The organism is Sedimentibacter sp. B4, assembly GCF_000309315.1.
Taxonomy (GTDB): domain Bacteria; phylum Bacillota; class Clostridia; order Tissierellales; family Sedimentibacteraceae; genus Sedimentibacter; species Sedimentibacter saalensis.
In genome coordinates this window covers 25797-45929 of sequence record NZ_CANG01000009.1, presented here as the reverse complement: position 1 = coordinate 45929, position 20133 = coordinate 25797, and the positions used below count along the sequence as shown (strand labels likewise).

The following is a 20133-nucleotide window of genomic DNA, read 5'->3' as shown; positions in this document are numbered from 1 at the left end:
ATTTCGTTCTTCTTCTAAAATTTTACCCATAATTTTTATTTGTCACTTTATGTTGAATTATTTGTTAATTTAAGTTAAAATGTTTTATATACTATTAAGGGAGTTGTTATTTTGAAAAAAGTTTTAGTTTTGACATTGATATTGCTGCTTGCATTTTCTACGGTTATTTTTGCAGCTCCAGGAGACACAAGCGATCCTATTGTGGTGTTGAGCTACTTGAATGAGCAGATAGAAGCTCTTATCAGCAAGTACAAACTTGAAGACATCGATGATATGCAAAAACAAATTGACAATTTAGACTCATCAGGCGGAAGTTCCTCTGGTATGGCTCTTGAAATTGTTGAAATCAGAGATGGCGAAAAAATAATTGCAGGCTCCGGATCTGAGCTCATTTTAAGAGGCGGAGAAGCTGTCATCATAGGAAGCGAAATGGGCGGTATTTCAGATGTTACCCTAGGTAAGGACTTTGTGTCAGGAATGTCTGTTGTTCCAAACCACCTTATGATAGTTCCAAGAGATGACGGAAGAGGCGTTTATGCTGAAAAATACGCCATATTCATGGTGCGAGGCTCATACGAAGTAGTTAAATAAGAATTATAACAAAATGATAAATGGATTTCCATTTATCATTTTTTATATATTTAGCCTTACAGACACTTCCCCTGAAATAATTTTCTCAGTCTTTCCATCTTCAGTTATAACCACCAGTTCTCCTTCAGAACTTATGTCAACGGCAGTTGCCTTTCTGACTAAATTGTTTTCAATGAGGTTTATGTTCTTTCCTATGACATATGATTTTTCTCTGCATATGTCCAGGCTTTCTTTAAAATTCCCTTTTATGAATTCATTGTACAAAATTTCAAAGTTATTGAGTATTTTTGCAGAAACAAGACTCTTCTCAAAAATAATTCCTGTTTCCATATACAATGAAGAAGCTACGTCTTTTATTTCATCAGGAAAATTGTCGTTGTTTATGTTCATTCCTATTCCAACAACCACATATGGATGTTTGTTCATCTCAGTCTTCATCTCAGTGAGTATTCCGCATATCTTTTTGCCGTTTAAGAAAATGTCGTTAGGCCACTTGATCTGAGAGATGATTTGAAGTTCATCAAGTGCTTTTGCCACTGCAGCAGCACAAACTTGAGTGATTTTCGAAATTTGAGACAGTTCAATTTCAGGAATAAGCACTACGGACATGCACATTCCCTTTTGCGATTCCCATCTTCTGCCCAGCCTTCCCCTGCCTGTTGTCTGTTCTTCACATGTTACAAGGCTGCCATTTGAAAGGTCGTTGTTTTTAGCATAATTGTTTGTTGAGTCAACTTTTTCAATAAACACAACATTTCTTCCCATAAACTTCGTATTGAGATGTTTGTTTAAATTTTCCCCACTTAAGTAATCCTTCATTGTTGTTCAGCCAGTTCCTTTATAAATTTTACAAACTCTTCATCAGCCTCGTACCCTTGAAGATCCAGTCTGTTGTTTTTAGTGCTGAATTCGTTGTGGTATTTTTCCTTCACATAAATTTTTTCTTCTTCAATATCATAGTAAAGATCAAAATTGTATTCATCTTCATTTTCAAATATGAAAAAACTGTTTTCAACAATTACACTGACATCCAGCCAGTAGTACCCGTCATCCTTATTAGACAACTCCTTGACTTTAGCTGCTTCATCTGCATCTGCCAGATTTTCCAGTAAAAGTTTTGCAACGCCAACTTTATCAAGGTCATCAGACAAAGCGCCATCAAAGCTGTTAAGCTTTTTAATTCTTTCATGCTGACTTGTATATCTGATTCCTTCATTGGAATATACAGTTGGGTCAACAAATGAAACGCTGCTTATGCTTCCGGAAATTTTTAATATTTCCGAGCTCATAACCTCATCAATTTTCTCCTGGTAATCCTGGGTGCTAAAAAAGCTGTATACTGCAAACACAAGAGCAGCCAGCACCGCAAGCAGCACAATTATTCGTCCGTAATTTATTTTTCGTTTTTTGCTGTACATGCTATGTCTTCTTGCCATAACTACCACCTTATATCTTTTAATTTAAGAAGCTTCTTTATATTTTCTTCAAGCTCCTGTAGTGTGCCCTCATTGTCAATGATTTCATCTGCCATTGAAATTTTCTTTTTAATAGGTATTTGTTTGCTGATGATTTTTAAAACATCTTCAGGGTTTTTACCTTCCTTCAGAGCCCTTTTTTCTAGCCTTTTTCTTTGTGTTTCTTCACTTACACTCACAAGCCATATCTCATCAAACTTAACGCTGTATGACTCATTCCTTGCAATGCTTTCAAAAATCAGAGGTATGTCTAAAAATATTACTTCGTCATTTGAACTTTCAACACCCTTTGCAAGCTCCTCCCTGACGAATGCATGAACCATGTCATTGAGAGCTTCGAGTCTTTGTGTGTCATTGAACACAATGCTGCCGAGAATACTCCTGTTAATTGTGCCATCTTCATTTAAAATTGTATCTCCGAATAAGTCAACAACCTTGTTATAAAGCTCTGTTCCTTTATTGTAGCCTTCATGGACAATTTTATCCGAATCAAGAACATTAAATCCCATTTTTTTAAAATATCCACAGCCGCTGACTTACCTGTTCCAATGCTTCCTGTGATGACAATCACTTTTTTATCATTAAATGTTTCTGATTCTTTTTTATGATGATCTTGATTATTTTGCTTCATACCAGCTACCGCCCACATTCACGTCAGATTCCAGGCGAACCTTGAACCCTTGGACCACATTTTCCATTTCTTCCTTAAGAAGTGTCTTGACCGCTTCCAGCTCATCACCGGCAGTTTCTATTATAAGCTCATCGTGCACCTGCAAAATCAGCCTTGATTTCATTTTGTTTTTCTTTAACCTGTTGTAAACTCCAACCATTGCAGATTTGATTATATCTGCTGCCGTACCTTGTACAGGTGTGTTCAGGGCAATTCTTTCTCCAAAAGAACGGATGTTGAAGTTGCGGGATGCAAGTTCTGGAATGTATCTTCGTCGCCCAAAAAATGTTGTAACATATCCATCCTTCTTGCCCTGTTCAACAATGTTTTTCATGTATTGGTCAATGTTTGAGAAAAACGATAGATAATTGTCTATGTACTGTTTTGCTTCCTTCCTTGGAATACCCAGGTCTCTGCTTAAGCCGTAGTCGCTTATGCCATAGACGATTCCAAAGTTTACTGCCTTCGCCCTGCTTCTCATGGTGGAAGTAACTTGTTCCATGTCAACATGGAAAACCTGTGATGCTGTCTTTGTATGTATGTCTTCATGATTTATAAATGCATCAATAAGATTTTTTTCATTTGCAAGATGTGCCAGCACACGAAGTTCTATTTGGGAATAATCGGCATCGCATAGAACAAATCCATTCTCAGCAACAAAAGCCTTTCTCAGCTCCCTTCCCTCATCCGTCCTTGTAGGAATATTCTGAAGGTTTGGTTCTGTGCTTGATATTCTTCCTGTTGCTGCAATTGTCTGGTTGAATACAGAATGAACTCGTCCGTCTTCCTTGCTTATTACATTTTTAAGCCCGTCAACATATGTTGAGTTTAACTTAGCCATCTGCCTGTAATCAACAATATATCTGGCTATTTCATGTTCAGACATGAGTTTTTCCAACACTTCCGCATCAGTTGAAACGCCTGTCTTAGTCTTCTTTATAACAGGAAGATTCAGTTTTTCAAAAAGAATATATGAAAGCTGTTTTGGGGAATTTATGTTGAAGTTTTCACCTGCCATCTCATAGATGACTTTTTCAAGCTCTGCAATTTTTTCCTGAAAATGAACTCCAAGTACACCAAGCATATCCGGATCAACCTTGAAACCTATGAACTCCATGTATGCCAGCACTTCAATAAGAGGAATTTCAATCAAGTTGAAAAGGTCTGTCATTTCAAGTTCAGCAATTTCAGATAAAATAAGTTTTTCGGTCCTTATGACAACATTAATGAAATTGTACAAATAAGTTTTTTTGTTTTCCAAGTCCAGTTCACTGAATGTAATTCCTTTTTTGCCTGTACCAAGAATTTCATTTTCAGAAAGTATGTCTTCTTTCAGGTATTCATAAGCTATTTTGTCTATGGAATATGAGCTTTCAGAAGGATTAAGAAGATATTTTCCTATTTCAGAGTCAAAGAATATTCCGTTAAGCTCTATATTATTTCTCATAAGGTAAATAACTTCATTTTTGATGTTGTGTCCTGATACATTAATTGTTCCGTCAACAAATATATCCTTTAAAATGTCAAGGACCTTTTCTTCGCTTACTTTATCTAAATCTATGTAGTATATTTTGATTCCGTCAGAAATTCCTATTGCAACTGCATTGCTGTACAATGCCCTTTCGCCGTCTAAGAGAAATTTAATATAAATCTTTTTAGTTTTTTTGATATCTTCTGCAATTTCAATTATCTTTTTTTCATCATCTAAATAAATAATGCTTGTGTCCATGTAGTTTTTTGCATTTACATTTACATTTACATCTTCATTGACCTCTGCAGCATCAAACAAAGACATTTGCGACTGTTCCTGTACATTTTCAGGCGAGGTAGTGTCTTCTATTCTTTTTTTGAAATTTCTGAACTCCAGCTGATCGTACAAATCTGAAAGACTTTTTGCATCCGGCTTTTTAAGCCTGTAGTCTTCAATATTAAAATCAATGGGAATGTCTGTGATTATGCGAGCGAGGCCCTGGCTCATATATGCCTGAAGTTTGTCTGTTTCAAGTTTTTCTTTTAGCTTACCTTTTATGTTGTCAATATTTTCATAAATGTTGTCCAGGCTTTTGTATTCCTGAATTAGCTTCAGAGCTGTTTTTTCTCCCACACCCCCAACTCCAGGAATGTTGTCAGAAGAATCTCCCATAAGAGCCTTAAGGTCTATGAACTGAGCAGGGGTTATTCCATATTCCTCGTTCATTCTTTCAATGCTCATTTCCTCGGTGTTTGTAACGCCTTTTTTCGTAAGTATAACTCTTGTGTTGTTGTCTATAAGCTGAAGATAATCCTTGTCGCTTGTTACAAGGTATGTCTTTGCTCCATATTCTTCTGCAGCGCTGGCAAATGTTCCTGCCACGTCGTCTGCTTCAAAACCTTCTATTTCAACACATTTAATATTATGAACCTCAAGAACATCCCGGATGAGCTGAAACTGTGAAACAAGCTCGTCAGGAGCTTTTTGTCTTGTGGCTTTGTAATCCTTGTATTGTTCATGCCTGAATGTAGGCTTCTTTGGATCAAATGCAACACATATGTACTCAGGAGAATATGTATCTAAAAGTTTATACATCATGCTTAAAAAACCATAAACAGCATTTGTAAACTGACCTTTTTTAGTCTTAAGAGGAGGCATTGCGTAAAACGCTCTGAAAAGCAAGCTGTTGCCATCCAATATCATAATTTTATTTTCCATGTAATCTCCTTTGCATCAAAAGAATTCCGTTTTGCTGCAACAGCACCGGTATCTTATTATTATTTTTATTATAACAATTTCTATTCTCAGGGTAAAGGAATATTTTATCTCATATATTGATTTTTCAAACATATAATTAATTAACGATGTGGAGGTGCAATAAATATTGAACAAGATTGCTGCTAAAAACTATAATTTTTCAAATGTGAAGTTCTTTACTCCCATGCAATTAAGCGAACACTACAACTTGTACACAAGATATATTGATAGCCTTAATAAGGTTAATCTTGAAATGACCTACAGCGATACAAATGAATGCAACCAAAATTACAGCAGTACAAGATCCGCCCAAAAATCAAAGACATTTTGTTTTGATGCCATAAAACTCCATGAACTGTATTTTGAAAACCTTACAGGAAACAACACAACAATTTACGGATCTGCTTCAGAAGTAATTGGCGAGGTGTTTGGTTCATACAGCAATTTTCTTGAAAAATTCAAATGCATCGCACTGTCCATGAGAGGATGGGTAATGTTTTGTTTTGACAAGTACAACGGCGAATATTACATCTATGGGCAGGATTCCCACGACGACGGTGTCATGCTTTACGCTGAGCCTCTTATAGTTCTTGATGTTTATGAGCATTCCTATATGATTGATTACGGAACTAACAGAAGCCTATACATTGATGTATTTTTTGAAAACCTTGATTTTAAAGTTGTTAATTCAAGAATAAATTATCTACAAAATTTGGAACCCAAAGAAGCCCCCCACATATAATAAATTAAACAATAAACTTAAGGAGGTTTCAAATATGGGATTTTTTCATGGCAATAGAGTAGGCGGCGCTAGCGGAACAAATTTACTGTTTTTCTTCTTATTGTTGGTAATTTTATTCGACCAGTGCGATAATTTTGATCTGTAATAAATAGAAATTGCATTTAATAAGAACAATAAAAGGCCTGGATTTCCAGGCCTTGTTATTGCATTTTTTTCTATTGTTATTTGTCTTTGTATCTTTCAACCATAAATTCCTTAAATTTTTCTTCAACTTTGGAAAAATATCTGTCAGGCTGATATACATAGTAAAGCTTTCTTTTAAGATTCATACCTTCAACGTTCAATATGAACGCTTTTTTTTCATTTATTTCTTGTTCCACTGCCTTTTTAGGAAGGACAGCAAGTCCTAAGTTGTTTGTTATGAACTTCTTGATTATATCATTGTCTTCAGCCTGAATTACAATATTCAGGTCGCTCAATTTAATTTTTTTTCCGTTCAGATAGTTTTCAAACATGTGTAATGTTGCTGATCCCTTTTCTCTGACAATGAACTTTTGCTCAAGAAGATCAGCAGCTTTTATTTTACGGTCCTTGAACTCTTCATTTTTTTCGGCAGATGCCACAACAACAACTTCATCTTCAGCAATGCATATGCTCTTTAATTTTTTGTTCTTGGATAATATTCCTGTAAAACCAAAGCTTGTGAATCCTTCTTCTATGTTTTTGAACACCATGTCCGAGTCAATTTTTTTAATTACATATGTTGTTTCAGGATACAATTTGTTAAATTCTATTATCAAATCGTGTATGTAGTAATCTGCAGGCATTGAACTTGTGTACACAGTCAAATTGCCCTTTACCAAGTCGTCTTCACATCTAAGCAAAGAATATATTTTGTTTTCTTCGCTCAATACGCTTTTTGCATATTTGTATAGAATGTAGCCTTCTTCGGTTGGTACTATTTCTCTGCCGCTTTTCTTAAAAAGCTCTGCTCCGAAATCCTTCTCAAGAAGCTGCATTTGTTTAGAAACTGCAGGCTGTGTTATAAAAAGCTTTTCTGCTGCCTTCGATATATTTTTCAAATTAATTACTTCTATAAATGTTCTTAGGTAAGATGTATTCATGATTAACCCTCATATTATATTGGCTGTATGCCCATACCAACTGCTTCATGCTCAAAACCTCTTCTAGGAGAGCCTATCTGTCCGTAAAGAACAACAGCAATCCAATTTCCGCTGGAAGGGTCGTCCTCGATTAAGGTACCTCTTACAATTGTAAATGTAAGGCCTGCGCTCCTTAAAACTTCACCTAGCATGACCTGCCCCCTGCAGTAACCGCTGAGAGCTTCGATGATAGCATGATAAAGTGCATGTTCTTCATGGTAGTTCTCACGAATGATGTCTTCTCTTGAAGCCGCTGTTTCTATGGCTGCAACAATTTTCTTCGCATCCATTGAACCGGCCTGGCCCCTGTAAATGACATAGTTCTTTTTTTCATAAAATTCTTTGAGATTTTCCATGTCGCCGTCATCCATTGCCAGCAGCAATGCTATTTTACCAATACCACGTTTATTCATGACTACCTCTTCATTGAGTTAATTATAACGCATAACGTTTTTTAAATTATACCATTAAAATGGTGATAATTCCAATACTTTTTTCTCATAAAAAAGTGTTTCTTCCTGAAGAACATCTGCTCTGTTTTTATATTCAAGAACAAAATCCTTATCACTGATTGTTTCAAGGTTTATTCTTACATTTAATAAAGCGGAGAGAACTGCTGTTCTTGCAAGCATTGCAGCTACAAGACCGTCAGTAACGGCATTTGAATTTCCTCTTGCAACAACGGCCTCAGCCAGAGGAAGGATTTTAAAAGATGTTTCAGCAACGTCAAGAGGAACCTCAGCTGCTATTTTTGCACTTTCTTCTATAGCTTTGTTTCTAAGAATTTTTTGTTCATCATCTTCCTTTGGCATTTTGTATGCTTCCATTACTTTGTTGTATGCGTAGCTGTCTCTTTCAATGTCATCAAGAAGCTTTGTTCTAAGAGCCATTGCCTTGTTTTTTATTTCATTCATTTCAGATTCAACTTCAATGTATTTTTTCTTGCCTGTTGTCAAATTTGCAACCATTTCTGCAAGAGCGGCGCTCAATGCTCCGCAAAGGGCAGCAATGCTTCCTCCTCCAGGAACAGGAGAATTAGAAGCTACAACTTCTGCAAATTCATGTATAGACTTATTTTTCATATGTGTTCCCCTTTACAATTTTTCCATTTTTAATTACTGTTTCAACTATGTTTACTGCTGCATGGTATGGAAGAAAATGAATGGAAGGATATTCAAGAATTATTATGTCTGCCTTCTTTCCTTTTTCAATGCTTCCTATTGTGTCAGCTCTGCCCACTGCAGCCGCAGCATTTATTGTGAGAGCTGTAATTATTTCTTCAATCGACAATTTCATGTGAATTGCTGCTAAAGCTATGACAAGTGGTATTGAATTTGTGAAGCAGCTTCCCGGATTAAAATCCGTAGCCAGTGCCACAGCACAGCCTTCATCTATCATCATTCTTCCCCTTGCATATTCTTCCTTGAGGCAAAATGCAGTTGCGGGCAGAAGTGTGGCAATAGTATCAGACTTTGATAGCATATTGATTCCTTCATCAGAAGACTGCAGCAGGTGGTCTGCAGAAACACAGCCCAGTTCAACTGCAAGTTCTGTTCCTCCAAGCTGAACCATTTCATCGGCATGAATTTTAAGTTTTAATCCTGCATTTTTAGCAGCAGTCAAAAATCTTCTTGACTGTTCCACAGAAAAAACATTTTTTTCACAGAAAATGTCTGCGAATTCTGCCAATTGTTTTTCAGCAACAACTTTCAGAACATCGTTTATCATAAAATCAATGAATTCATCTTCTTTTTCCCTGTATTCAGGCAGAACGCTGTGAGGTCCTAAGAATGTAGGAACCAAGTCCACAGGATGAATTTCGTCAAGTTTTTTCATGGCTTCAAGCTGCCTTATTTCTGTCTCCATGTCAAGGCCGTATCCGCTTTTTCCTTCTATGGTTGTAACGCCCATATCCATAACTTTATCAAGCCTTTTCTTGCCTGTCTGGACAAATTCTTCTAACGTTGTGCTTCTTGTGGCTCTTACGGAACTTGTTATTCCACCGCCTCTTTCCATGATGGACATATAATTGTCCCCTCTTAATCTCCATGAAAATTCGTCAGCCCTGTATCCTCCGAAAATTAAATGAGTGTGAGAATCAATAAATCCCGGAAGCACTGCCTTGTCCATGGCATCTATTACTGTATATTCATTTTCATCATATTTTGAAAGAATCTCATCTGAATCACCAACTTCAACAATTATACCGTCTTCAACGACAACAGCACCATTTCTGATTATTCCAATATCAGACATTGATTTGCCGTGCTTTGGAGCATTTCCTCTGCATGTCACAAGCTCTGAAGCATTTTTTATAATAAGTCTTTTCATTTTTCTCCTTTCACAGTTACCTTCTGCACCGAAATGCAGAAGGTAATATATTTTACTGCAATCTTGTTTCAAGCACCTGGTCGCTTGAGAAATTTTCAAGTCTTAAATAGTAATCTGCTGTATCAACCAATGCCTGCATTGGAACAAGCCCTACTATTTCGCTGCCCACAATGTTTACTCCGTATCTTGCAGCTTCCATTTTGATTGTTTCAAAAACTCTGTAAATGGATGTCTTTGTGTAGTCCGTAAGGTTCATGGATACCTGTACTATGCCCCTGTCTTCAAGTTCTATTCCAAGAGCCTTCACATATCTGAACCCGCCGCTTAAGTGTCTGACCTGTTTTGCAATTTTGCTTGCAATTTCAAGGTTGTTGGTTGAAAGATTAACATTGTATGCAACAAGAGGCATTCTTGCTCCAATTACTGTGGCTCCTGCTGTAGGGTGTATAGTATCAGGACCAAAATCAGGCTTCCACATGTCGTCCTTCATTTTTTCTGCCATTCCTTCAAACTGTCCTTTTCTTATGTTTGCTAGATTTTCTCTGTGAGGAGCTGTTGCAGATTTTTCATAAAGGAAAAACGGACAGTCCGTATTTTTCTAGAAGCTTCCTTTGCAACATGCTTTGCAAGAGCATCTGCTTCTTCAACAGTTGCATTTTTTATTGGAATGAATGGAATAACGTCAACTGCTCCCATACGTGGATGCTGTCCTTCGTGATGATTGAGGTCTATTAATTCAACTGCCCTGCCTATGGCTTCAATCATGGCAGCCCCTAATTCTTCCGGTTCACCAACAAGAGTTACAACTGTTCTGTTGTGATCTTCGTCGCTGGAATAATCAAGAAGCTTAATATTTTTCTTTCCTCTGAAAACATCAAGTATTTTTTCTAATTTCTGCAAATCTCTTCCTTCACTGAAATTTGGAACGCATTCTATTATTTTGTTCATGATTTTCTCCTGTTATTTTTTATATTCTGTAAATGTTCTGTCAATTAATTCATCGCTTGCAACATAAGGAATTGTAATGTGGTCTTCCCCTGCAAACTGCTTGTTGTATTCCATTGTTGTTTCGATGGAATTTTCATTTCGTGCCCATGACCTTCTTGATACTCCAACCATTGTATCCCATGGTATTGACTTAAATAGAATTTCATCAACTCTTCTGCTTCCGTCAAGAACCATTCCAAATCCACCGTTTATGGACTTGCTTATTCCAACTCCCCCGCCGTTGTGAAGGGCAACAAGGCTCATTCCTCTTGCTGCATTTCCTGCAAAGCAGTGTACTGCCATGTCTGCTGTTACGTTGCTTCCGTCATATATGTTTGATGTTTCTCTGAAAGGTGAATCTGTTCCCCCTGTGTCATGGTGGTCTCTTCCTATCATCACAGGACCTATTTCACCGTTTCTTACCATTTCATTAAACTTAAGAGCAATGTCACGTCTTCCAAGGGCATCCTGGTAAAGAATTCTGGCCTGTGTTCCAACAACAAGTTTGTTTTTTTCAGCATCGCGTATCCAGATGTAGTTGTCTCTGTCCTGTCCTCTTCTGTCAGGATTTATACATGACATGGCTGCATGGTCTGTCTTTCTTAAATCTTCAGGATTTCCACTTAAGCAAACCCATCTGAAAGGGCCGTAGCCATAATCAAACAGCATTGGTCCCATTATGTCTTCCACATATGACGGGAATATGAATCCTTCGCTGGTGTCAGTTCCATTTTTTGCAATTTCCTTTACTCCCGCATCAAAAACAGCTTTCATGAACGCATTGCCGTAATCAAAGAAATAAGTTCCTCTGTCAACCAGTGTTTTTACGGCCTTAAAATGTTCTGCCAGAGATTTGTTTACAAGTTCAGCAAATTTTTCTCTGTCAGCTTTTAACAGCTCGGTTCTTTGCTCAAAAGAAAGACCCTTAGGGCAGTATCCTCCGTCATATGGAACATGACAGGATGTCTGGTCGGACAAAAGGTCCACGTGAATATTTTTATCTACTGCATATTCAAGGAGATCAACTATGTTTCCGTGATATGCAATAGAAATTGTCTGTTTTTTATCCAGGTATTCCTGAGCCTTTTTAAAGGCTTCTTCAAGGCTGTCAGTTACCAAAGAAACCCATCCCTGATTCAGTCTTGTTACAATTCTTGAATAATCAACTTCAGCAATTATTCCAACACCGTTGGCAATTTCAACAGCCTTTGGCTGAGCACCGCTCATTCCTCCAAGACCTGAAGTTATAAAAAGATGTCCTGCAAGGTCCTGGTCAGCAGGTATTCCAAGTTCTTTTCTGCCAGCATTGATGAGGGTGTTGAATGTTCCATGAACTATTCCCTGAGGTCCTATATACATCCATCCCCCTGCTGTCATTTGTCCGTAGCTTGAAACACCCATGGCTGTAGCCTTTGCCCAGTCGTGAGGATTGTCAAACATGCCTATCATAAGACCGTTTGATACTAAAACTCTCGGACTAGTTTTGTGAGACTTGAAAAGTCCCAAAGGATGGCCTGACATAACAGCAAGAGTTTGTTCATCTGTAAGCTGTTCAAGATATTTTTTTAAAAGACAGTACTGCATCCAGTTCTGGCAAACCTGGCCTGTTTCCCCGTATGTCACAAGTTCATAAGGGTACAGTGCAACTTCATGGTCAAGGTTGTTGTCGATCATGACCTGAAAAGCTTTGCCTTCAACGCAGTTTCCTTTGTATTCTTCAATTGGTTTTCCGTAAATTCTTTCCTTTGGCATGAAACGATAGCCGTAAATTCTGCCTCTTGTCATTAGCTCTTCTAGAAATTCAGGAGCAAGCTTTTCATGCAGGCTTTCAGGAACATACCTGAGAGCATTTTTAAGAGCAAGCTTGATTTCTCTTTCATTCAATGTAAGCTCTCTCTTGGGTGCTCTTCTCACATTTTCTTTAAACACTGGGTATTCCGGAAGAACGTCATCTAATTTAATTGTCATAGCATTTGATATGTCTAAATTATTAATCATCTTAATACCTCCATTCTTATTAATATCATTATACAAGAACACCGTCGATAAATCGTCTATACATTTAAGATTTCTTAAAGCTTTTTTTATTATAATTAATTTACAGTTAGTAAGAGAAATCTTATTAACATCTCTCCCCCTTGTTTTTTTATAAATACGTTATTAGGTCTTGCAGTGCAAGGCCTAATTTTTTTCAATTTCACCCCTTATCCATTATGCTTAAAATTGTTGATTTTATTGATAATATACTATATTATTGAAATATAAACTTCAGGAGATACTATGGATATTATTTCAGTAAAAATGCTTGGTAACCCCACAGTTATGTACAACCAAAATAAGGTGACTTTTCCTTACAAAAAGGCAGAGGCCTTGTTTTATTATGTCTGCGTCAACAAGCATGTGAGAAGAGAAGAAGCAATTAACGTATTCTGGGCTGACACTGACGAAGCTACCGGGCGCAAGAATTTAAGGGATGCAATTTATAAAATAAAAATAAGCACCTACGATACAATTTTTTCGCCATCAAAAACATACATTGAATTTTCTGACAATGTTAATATTGAAATTGACACAGACAATCTTGATGTTTCAAATGCCAGAAATTTGTACTCTGGAGATTTTCTATTGAACTTCTCAGTAAAAAACTGCTTTGATTTTGAAAACTGGATGATTGAAAAAAGAAACTTCTATAAAGACATATACATACAATCCGTATTTGAAAAAGTCAATGAGCTTGTATCCATCGGTGACTATGTGAACATACAGAAATACTCGGATATATTGATTCAAAATGACCCTTACAATGAAAAAACACTGAGATATCTCATGAAAATTTTTGCTCTTTCTGAAGATTACAACACATCAGTTAAACTTTATTATGACATGTGTTCTGTTTTGAAGCATGACCTGGGAGTAGAGCCGGAACAAAAAACAAAGAAAATGTACAAAGAAATACTGGAACTTAAAAACACATTCAATCAGGATCAGCCAAAAAACAACTGCGACGAGCTAAAAATTAAAGTTGAAAATTTAACCGGTTACTACACCATGTACCACGAAACATACCCTGTACTTGCTTCAGAGTTTTCAAAAAAAGACGACTTTTCAGTAAATGATGTTGAAAGTGAACTTACAAATATCGAAAAAGACCTTAAAAATATCGATAACCTGGACACAGAATACATAAAAATCAAGATGGAAGAATCGTACCTGGCCGGAAGATATTATATTTCCAAAGGAAACTACAACAAGGGTATTGAAAAAATCAACATAAGCATAAAGCTTGCTGAAAAACTCGACAACTTCATTTATCTTTTGAACAATTACAAGCAAATGATTTACTACGGCATTCAGGTAGACAACAATGAAATAATGAAGGAATACATAGACAGGAGCATGAACCTTCTTGAAAAAAGAGATATCATCGAGGAAAGAGGAATAATGTTAAGGCTGAAGGGTCTTTATTTCATTAAGACTGAAAACTACAAGGAAGCAGCCAGCAACCTTACTGAATCCATCAACATTTTTTCAAGTCTGAATATGTTTAATAAAAAATATAGCGTAAATATTTCCGCCTGCTACAACTACCTTGGTCAGATGAACAAGGATCTTGGAAACTTCAAAGAAGCCTTTGATTTTTTCATGAAGGCAATTAACATATGCAATGAAAATTCTGTATTGAAGGGGCTTGAAATATTTTATTCCAATGCAGGCCAGGCATTGTACCACATGGGAAAATATGATGAAGCAAAAAAACATATCAACACGTCATTGGAATATTTTGAACGCTTCAATTCTATCTGGGGCAGGGATTTTGCCGAATGCTATGCAGCTCTCATTGAAATAAAAAATGAAAACTTTAAAACAGCACAGCTTCACATTAAAAATGCTGAAAAATATGCAAAAAAACTTAACAATCCAAAATCCATAGATTTGACAGAAAAAATAAAAAAAATACTGGAAGAAAAATAATCCGCCATTAAAGGCGGATTTTATTTTTCGTTGACCCAGTATTGTCCTCCGTCAGGAGTGCGAATTAATAAATTATAATCAACAAGAAGTCTTCTTAAAATGAAATAATCATTGAATGTGTGATTTTCATTTATTATGTGGTTTACCTCTTTCTCTGAATATTTCTTTCCTTTTTCAAATTTTCCTGCAAGATAAGTTAACACGGGAATTTTTGTCCTGTTTGGTGAAGGCAGTACTTTTATTTTTCCCTCATCATTTAAAAACGGCAATATATTTGTGCTTTTTTTCATTAAAAACCTCTCCTCTCCAATAAATCCTTAACTTCAGGTGACAGTTTCATATGTGCTGCCATTTCATACCCTGCTTTTTCAAGAAGTTTAAAATATTCTTGTTTTTCATCCTTGAATAAATCCGAATTTTCATTTAAGCATCTGCTCTTCGTGAAATATATTTCTCCTGATAAATCCATGTGAACTTTTTCTGCAACCCTGTTAATCCAAAGAGATGTAACGTCAAATTCCTTAGTATCATCTAAACCGCAGCTTGATATCATCATGAGCTTGGGGATTTTTACCTGGCTTGAATTATCAGCATGAACAGCTGGCTTTTGCTGCTCACCAGGTCCTCCTATCATTGTCATCCTGTCCATAAAAACCTTAAGCATTCCGGAAATATTTCCAAATTGAACAGGAGAAGCAAAGACAATTACGTCTGCATCACCCATATGCATCATAATCTCTAACATATCATCTATAATAACGCATTGTGCAGGTCCCTTTGTCCAGCATATGTGGCATCCCATGCAATGATTAATATTTTTTTCTGATAGTTGAATGTTGACGGTTTTTGCTCCTGCATCACCGGCTCCCTTTAAGAACTTTTCAATAATTACATTTGTATTTCCATTTGAACCCCTCGGACTTCCATTTATAACTGTTACTTTCATAATTCCACCTCATTTATATTTACTAATTTACTAAATTACTAAACATATATTAATATCTCAGCACTTATTTGTCAATGCAATTATTTTCCAAAAAATAAAAAATCCGACTTGTCAGTCGGATTTTTTAAATTCTTGCGTAAGACGGGGTTAATTCATTAACATGCTTCATATTTCTTAAATTCCCTCTGAATATAACTCTGCCATCAATATCAAGCAGGCTCTGCGGTCTCACCAGGTTTCTTGGCATGTTTAAATCTGCAACACCACAGCTGTTTAAAATGTAATAAACAAATTCAGAACATAAGAATCTGTCGCTGTAACATGCTTCATTGTTTAATAAGCCGTCAATCAGCCCCATGTAATTGTATTTATAAATGCTGCTGTTCATTATAAATTCATCAAGAAGCTCCACTGCTTTGTTGTATTGCTGTCTTGAAACATCAAGTTCTATAATAACTCCGTGGAGATTTGCGCACATTCCATATATTCCTTCATCGATATTTTCTTTAATGAAGCTGCCCATAAATGGATTGTAAACTTTTTTTCTTCCAAAACTGTACATTTGGTTGAGGTCTTCATCCAATGATATGGCAGCGTGTGTGAATTCATCATTTGTAACAAATCCGATCATCTTTGATAAAACAGTGCTTGTCCTTGTTAAAACTATATATAAGTGCATGGATTTCATAATTGCCTCCGTATGTTAATAACCATATTATCATACATACATCTTAATTATGACTAAATTATTTATTAAAACTTCATTAAATTTTACATTCAATACTAACAACATAAAAAAGTTGCTCCGCAACTCCGCTAGGGGGCCCTATGTCCCCCGACCGCGCAAAAAATACTAACGTATTTTTTGCTGAGCATCTCCCTTGACGGCAAGGGCGTCCCGCCCTTTGCAATCCCTGTTTTTGATATATTTGGAAAGAGAACTTTCCTAATATATCAAAAGCAGCATTAAGCTGCTTCTTTTATTTTTTCATTCCTGTGTAAATCAGCACAGCTTCTCTTAAGAATTCTGCAGTTCCAGGATTTTTGCTGTCATAATATGCTTTGAACCTTTCATCATCAATATACATCTGTGTTATATTGACGTGTGCTTCCTTGTTGTAATCACCCCAGAAAAATGACAGCCATTTTCCGTGAAGCTCCGCGGCCTTTTGAGCTGTTTCACTGTAGGGTTTACCTTCCTTAAAGGCCTTTTCCAATGTTTCTAAAACTTCATTTCCAAGGTCTTCAATTTCCTTTAACTGTTCTTCAGTCATATTTTTCAATATTTTATTTGATTTTTCCACTGCCTTTTCGCCATATTTTTCTCTTGCTTCTTTTCCAAACTTCTTTTCATTGTTTGTAATAAGCTCATCCTTAAATCCTTCAAACTTTTCAGTATTGCACATATTATATTTACCTTCCTTGCTCAAAATTGTTTTTTCCACATTATGGATTAAAATGTCCAGCTGTGTTCTTTTAGAAATGAGCAACTGTCGATGTTCTTCAAGTGCTTTTTTTTCATCGAATTCACGGGACGTTATTATTTCCTTAATTTGATCAAGATTCATCCCAAGTTCTCTGTAAAACAATATTTGCTGCAGCCTGTCAACTTCATGCTCACCGTAAATCCTGTATCCTGAAGAGTTGATTCTTGCCGGCTTAAGAATATCAATTTCATCATAATACCTGAGTGTCCTAGTGCTGACATTTGCCAGGGCTGCAAGTTTTTTAACCGTATATTCCATATGCTCACCTCTTGAATTCATTGTACACATTTACGCAGCGTCAATGTCAACAGTTTTTTATATTTTATACTTTTCTGTGATATTCCTCATACTTATTTATAAAGTACTTGCTTATAAAGTTGACGACAAGTATAAAGACTATGAAAAACAAGGACTTTGCAGGATTTTCAAAATATGAGCTCACATTTTGCCCTATGAATGCAAGAGACAAAATCATAACAAATTTTGAAGGCAACAAAGCCAGTATAAACTGCTGTGTGTTCATGCTTGTTAGAGCAGCTGTACCGCTTATTAAAAATGATGGCGTAAATGGAAAACAATACAGGAAGAACAAGACTGTAAGATTCTTCTTTCTTATTTTTTCCAATGTTCCTTTGTACTTGCTCTTTTCTATTTTGTTTTCTATTTTCTTGCCGCCGATTTTTCGTATGAGCATGAACAATAAAAAAGAGCCCAGGCAATTCCCGATCCATGAATAAAGATATCCCATGAAAAAGCCAAATACAGCAACATTTATGATTACAAAGCCAACAAGAGGAAGCACTGGTATAAATGCCTCAATGACAGGAAGAATGATTCCTGCAATCGGGCCTATCTGTTCAACAAAATTTAAAAAACATCCGTATAATTAGCGTAGTCCATAATAACCTCAGAAGGTATTTTCATTTTTTATTATATAACACTTGATTAATTTAGTATATAAAATATAATAATATTATATATTTAACAGCTTACAAAGCATATGCTTATTATTTCAGAAAGGATTGGTTATATGAAATATTTCATAGGAATTCCTGTTCCATATAGTTACAAAAATAAAATTGAAATGCTCAGGGCAGAAGCAAGATTTCTCACAACAGAGCCTCACATTACTCTTGTTCCTCCTCCAGCACTGCCCGATGATGATTCATTTATAGAAAAAGTTGTTGAAGTCTGCAAGAACACAAAAAGATTTAAGGTACGACTTGACAATCTTGAGCAGTTTGGGGACCGTGTACTTTATGTTGGAGTAAAAAGTCCCGAGCTTATTGTTCTTTATGATAAAATTTATGAAGCACTAAATCTTGAAAAAGAAAAAAGAGGCTATACTCCTCACCTAACAGTTGTAAAGCAAAGACCAAGACGTACTGTAGATTTGGAAGCAATAAGAAAAAAAGCAGAGAAACGTCTGTCTCCCTACCCTGAATACACTTTAAATTCAATTATTGTATACCGTCAACCAAAAGAAAAGTTCATGTACATACCATACATGGAAATCCCGTTTGATAATTAAGAATGAAGAGTTAAGAGTTAAGAATTAAATGAAGAAATTGTGCAAGGCACAATTTCCACAATAATTCTTAATTCTTCATTATTAATTCTTAATTATTTTCAGTTGTTCAATTGAACTTCTATGAGTGCTGCCAGTTCATTGGCATGCATTTTCAGCTCTTCAAGATTTTCTCCCTCTATCATTACTCTTACAAGAGGCTCCGTGCCGGATGGTCTGATGAGAACTCTTCCTTTACCATCAAAGTGTTTTTCTATGTCTTCAATTTTGTTTCTGATTGTTTCATCTTCCATATATGCTTTCTTTTTATCTTCCGCAACACGTGCATTCACAAGCACCTGGGGCATTACTTTCATTACATTGGCAAGTTTTGAAAGTTTGGTGTTTTTTTCCTTAATAACGCTTAACAGCTGAATTGCAGTAAGTAATCCGTCCCCTGTTGTGTTGTAGTCAAGGAAAATAATGTGACCTGACTGCTCTCCTCCAATTGAATGGTTACCGCTTAGCATTTCTTCAAGCACATATCTGTCACCAACATTTGTCTTGATGATGTTGATGTCCTTTTCCCCAAGGCATATATCAAGCCCCATGTTTGTCATTACAGTTCCAATAACGGTGTTGCTCTTCAAGTTTCCTTTTTCCTTCATGCTTATGCCGCATATGGCAAGAACATGGTCTCCGTCTACAATATTTCCGTTTTCATCTGCAGCAATAAGTCTGTCGGCATCTCCGTCAAAAGAAAGTCCTATATCTGCTCCTGTCTCAAGAACAAGCTTTTGAATTTCCTCAGGTTTTGTTGAGCCACAGTTCACATTTATGTTTATACCGTTTGGGTCATTGTGAATTACATAAACCTGTGCTCCAAGTTCATTGAGAAGCTCTGGAGCTGCCTTGTAAACCGCTCCGTTTCCGCAGTCCACGGCAACCTTAAGACCTTTGAAGTCCACATTTATGGTATCCTTTAAGAAATCCATATATTTTCTGACTGGATTTTCGATTCTTATTTTTCTTCCAACTTCTCCTGCAACAGGAACAGTCTCTATGTCCAGATCGTTGAGTATGTATTCTTCAATGGAATTTTCCATGCTATCAGTTAGTTTAAGTCCTTTTTCATTGAAAAATTTAATACCGTTGTATTCCACAGGATTGTGGGAAGCTGTAATCATAACTCCGCCGTCTGCTTCAAGAATTTTAATCATGCACGCTACAGCCGGTGTTGGCAGGACGCCCAGATACAACACATCTATCCCTGCTGAGTTAAGCCCTGCAGACAATGCTCCTTCAAGCATGTCTCCTGATATTCTTGTGTCCATTCCCACAACCATCTTCGGTCTTTTTTTGCCTTTTGTGAGAAAATAGCCGCCCACGCGGCCCAGTTTATATGCTAATTCAGATGACAAATCGCTGTTTGCAATTCCTCTGACTCCGTCAGTTCCAAATAACTTGCCCATTAGTTCCTCCAATAAAATTATTTCATATACATAATATCATATTTATTGATAAAAAAAAAGAT

Annotated in this window: 18 protein-coding genes and 2 pseudogenes; 4 read left to right on the top strand and 16 right to left on the bottom strand. The window is 36.3% G+C overall.

From position 1 onward, the window contains the following. Positions 1-111: 111 nt before the first annotated feature. A complete protein-coding gene (locus BN358_RS01790; RefSeq protein WP_019227611.1) occupies positions 112-591 on the top strand; it encodes a hypothetical protein in 480 nt (159 codons plus the stop codon). 42 nt (positions 592-633) lie between these two features. Here the strand turns inward: BN358_RS01790 and BN358_RS01785 are convergent, their stop codons facing one another. The 4 genes and pseudogenes from BN358_RS01785 to polA form a co-directional block, all read right to left on the bottom strand. Beyond that, positions 634-1410 carry a biotin--[acetyl-CoA-carboxylase] ligase gene (locus BN358_RS01785; RefSeq protein ID WP_083851464.1) on the bottom strand — a complete coding sequence of 259 codons (777 nt, stop codon included), beginning with the start codon at positions 1408-1410 and terminating at the stop codon, positions 634-636. Continuing rightward, positions 1407-2027 (bottom strand): hypothetical protein, encoded by a 621-nt coding sequence (locus BN358_RS01780; protein ID WP_019227609.1) that lies wholly within the window; start codon positions 2025-2027, stop codon positions 1407-1409. The genes BN358_RS01785 and BN358_RS01780 overlap by 4 nt, the downstream gene beginning before the upstream one ends. A gap of 2 nt (positions 2028-2029) precedes the next feature. Further along, a pseudogene (coaE, locus tag BN358_RS01775) lies at positions 2030-2581 on the bottom strand (dephospho-CoA kinase); the annotation flags it as partial. A gap of 102 nt (positions 2582-2683) precedes the next feature. Beyond that, the gene (gene polA, locus BN358_RS01770) at positions 2684-5425 is read right to left on the bottom strand and encodes a DNA polymerase I (protein ID WP_019227607.1); all 2742 of its coding nucleotides are present in this window, start codon (positions 5423-5425) and stop codon (positions 2684-2686) included. Positions 5426-5591: 166 nt separating this feature from the next. Here polA and BN358_RS01765 point away from each other — a divergent pair, with 166 nt between their 5' ends. Next, positions 5592-6206, top strand: coding sequence for a superoxide dismutase (locus BN358_RS01765; RefSeq protein WP_019227606.1), 615 nt, complete (start codon positions 5592-5594; stop codon positions 6204-6206). Between the two features lie 221 nt (positions 6207-6427). Here the strand turns inward: BN358_RS01765 and BN358_RS01760 are convergent, their stop codons facing one another. The 6 genes and pseudogenes from BN358_RS01760 to BN358_RS01735 all read right to left on the bottom strand — a co-directional run bounded on the left by BN358_RS01760 (position 6428) and on the right by BN358_RS01735 (position 12682). After that, entirely contained in the window at positions 6428-7330 is a 903-nt protein-coding gene (locus tag BN358_RS01760; protein ID WP_019227604.1) for a selenium metabolism-associated LysR family transcriptional regulator, read from the bottom strand. Positions 7331-7344: 14 nt separating this feature from the next. Next, the gene (locus BN358_RS01755; RefSeq protein ID WP_019227603.1) at positions 7345-7782 is read right to left on the bottom strand and encodes a HutP family protein; all 438 of its coding nucleotides are present in this window, start codon (positions 7780-7782) and stop codon (positions 7345-7347) included. 54 nt (positions 7783-7836) lie between these two features. Further along, the gene (locus BN358_RS01750; protein WP_019227602.1) at positions 7837-8451 is read right to left on the bottom strand and encodes a cyclodeaminase/cyclohydrolase family protein; all 615 of its coding nucleotides are present in this window, start codon (positions 8449-8451) and stop codon (positions 7837-7839) included. Continuing rightward, a complete protein-coding gene (gene hutI, locus BN358_RS01745) occupies positions 8441-9700 on the bottom strand; it encodes an imidazolonepropionase (protein ID WP_019227601.1) in 1260 nt (419 codons plus the stop codon). The genes BN358_RS01750 and hutI overlap by 11 nt, the downstream gene beginning before the upstream one ends. A 52-nt stretch (positions 9701-9752) precedes the next feature. Continuing rightward, positions 9753-10648 (bottom strand): annotated as a pseudogene (ftcD, locus tag BN358_RS01740) (glutamate formimidoyltransferase). Positions 10649-10660: 12 nt separating this feature from the next. Continuing rightward, complete coding sequence (locus tag BN358_RS01735) at positions 10661-12682, bottom strand: urocanate hydratase (protein ID WP_040581901.1); 2022 nt, start codon at positions 12680-12682, stop codon at positions 10661-10663. A 285-nt stretch (positions 12683-12967) separates the two neighbouring features. Here BN358_RS01735 and BN358_RS01730 point away from each other — a divergent pair, with 285 nt between their 5' ends. Further along, positions 12968-14659, top strand: a complete 1692-nt coding sequence (locus BN358_RS01730) for a BTAD domain-containing putative transcriptional regulator (RefSeq protein ID WP_019227598.1) — start codon at positions 12968-12970, stop codon at positions 14657-14659. A gap of 20 nt (positions 14660-14679) precedes the next feature. Here BN358_RS01730 and BN358_RS01725 read toward each other — a convergent pair whose 3' ends face one another. The 5 genes from BN358_RS01725 to BN358_RS01705 all read right to left on the bottom strand — a co-directional run bounded on the left by BN358_RS01725 (position 14680) and on the right by BN358_RS01705 (position 17894). Beyond that, the gene (locus tag BN358_RS01725; protein WP_019227597.1) at positions 14680-14949 is read right to left on the bottom strand and encodes a DUF2087 domain-containing protein; all 270 of its coding nucleotides are present in this window, start codon (positions 14947-14949) and stop codon (positions 14680-14682) included. After that, the gene (locus tag BN358_RS01720; RefSeq protein ID WP_019227596.1) at positions 14949-15605 is read right to left on the bottom strand and encodes a flavodoxin family protein; all 657 of its coding nucleotides are present in this window, start codon (positions 15603-15605) and stop codon (positions 14949-14951) included. The genes BN358_RS01725 and BN358_RS01720 overlap by 1 nt, the downstream gene beginning before the upstream one ends. Positions 15606-15729: 124 nt before the next feature. After that, a complete protein-coding gene (locus BN358_RS01715) occupies positions 15730-16293 on the bottom strand; it encodes a hypothetical protein (RefSeq protein WP_019227595.1) in 564 nt (187 codons plus the stop codon). A 292-nt stretch (positions 16294-16585) separates the two neighbouring features. Beyond that, positions 16586-17350 carry a MerR family transcriptional regulator gene (locus BN358_RS01710; RefSeq protein WP_019227594.1) on the bottom strand — a complete coding sequence of 255 codons (765 nt, stop codon included), beginning with the start codon at positions 17348-17350 and terminating at the stop codon, positions 16586-16588. A gap of 64 nt (positions 17351-17414) precedes the next feature. Further along, positions 17415-17894, bottom strand: a complete 480-nt coding sequence (locus tag BN358_RS01705; RefSeq protein ID WP_019227593.1) for a TVP38/TMEM64 family protein — start codon at positions 17892-17894, stop codon at positions 17415-17417. Between the two features lie 228 nt (positions 17895-18122). Here BN358_RS01705 and BN358_RS01700 point away from each other — a divergent pair, with 228 nt between their 5' ends. After that, the gene (locus BN358_RS01700; protein WP_019227592.1) at positions 18123-18623 is read left to right on the top strand and encodes a 2'-5' RNA ligase family protein; all 501 of its coding nucleotides are present in this window, start codon (positions 18123-18125) and stop codon (positions 18621-18623) included. A gap of 98 nt (positions 18624-18721) precedes the next feature. Here the strand turns inward: BN358_RS01700 and glmM are convergent, their stop codons facing one another. Beyond that, positions 18722-20071, bottom strand: a complete 1350-nt coding sequence (glmM, locus tag BN358_RS01695) for a phosphoglucosamine mutase (protein WP_019227591.1) — start codon at positions 20069-20071, stop codon at positions 18722-18724. Positions 20072-20133: the final 62 nt, after the last annotated feature.

Excerpts from the sequence above, each read along its gene's own strand:
- BN358_RS01715 (WP_019227595.1), bottom strand. The coding sequence starts at position 16,293 with ATGAAATCCATGCACTTATATATAGTTTTAACAAGGACAAGCACTGTT.
- glmM (WP_019227591.1), bottom strand. The coding sequence starts at position 20,071 with ATGGGCAAGTTATTTGGAACTGACGGAGTCAGAGGAATTGCAAACAGC.
- hutI (WP_019227601.1), bottom strand. The coding sequence starts at position 9,700 with ATGAAAAGACTTATTATAAAAAATGCTTCAGAGCTTGTGACATGCAGA.
- BN358_RS01785 (WP_083851464.1), bottom strand. The coding sequence starts at position 1,410 with ATGAAGGATTACTTAAGTGGGGAAAATTTAAACAAACATCTCAATACG.
- BN358_RS01755 (WP_019227603.1), bottom strand. The coding sequence starts at position 7,782 with ATGAATAAACGTGGTATTGGTAAAATAGCATTGCTGCTGGCAATGGAT.
- BN358_RS01760 (WP_019227604.1), bottom strand. The coding sequence starts at position 7,330 with ATGAATACATCTTACCTAAGAACATTTATAGAAGTAATTAATTTGAAA.
- BN358_RS01780 (WP_019227609.1), bottom strand. The coding sequence starts at position 2,027 with ATGGCAAGAAGACATAGCATGTACAGCAAAAAACGAAAAATAAATTAC.
- BN358_RS01710 (WP_019227594.1), bottom strand. The coding sequence starts at position 17,350 with ATGGAATATACGGTTAAAAAACTTGCAGCCCTGGCAAATGTCAGCACT.
- BN358_RS01720 (WP_019227596.1), bottom strand. The coding sequence starts at position 15,605 with ATGAAAGTAACAGTTATAAATGGAAGTCCGAGGGGTTCAAATGGAAAT.
- BN358_RS01700 (WP_019227592.1), top strand. The coding sequence starts at position 18,123 with ATGAAATATTTCATAGGAATTCCTGTTCCATATAGTTACAAAAATAAA.
- BN358_RS01730 (WP_019227598.1), top strand. The coding sequence starts at position 12,968 with ATGGATATTATTTCAGTAAAAATGCTTGGTAACCCCACAGTTATGTAC.
- BN358_RS01725 (WP_019227597.1), bottom strand. The coding sequence starts at position 14,949 with ATGAAAAAAAGCACAAATATATTGCCGTTTTTAAATGATGAGGGAAAA.
- polA (WP_019227607.1), bottom strand. The coding sequence starts at position 5,425 with ATGGAAAATAAAATTATGATATTGGATGGCAACAGCTTGCTTTTCAGA.
- BN358_RS01750 (WP_019227602.1), bottom strand. The coding sequence starts at position 8,451 with ATGAAAAATAAGTCTATACATGAATTTGCAGAAGTTGTAGCTTCTAAT.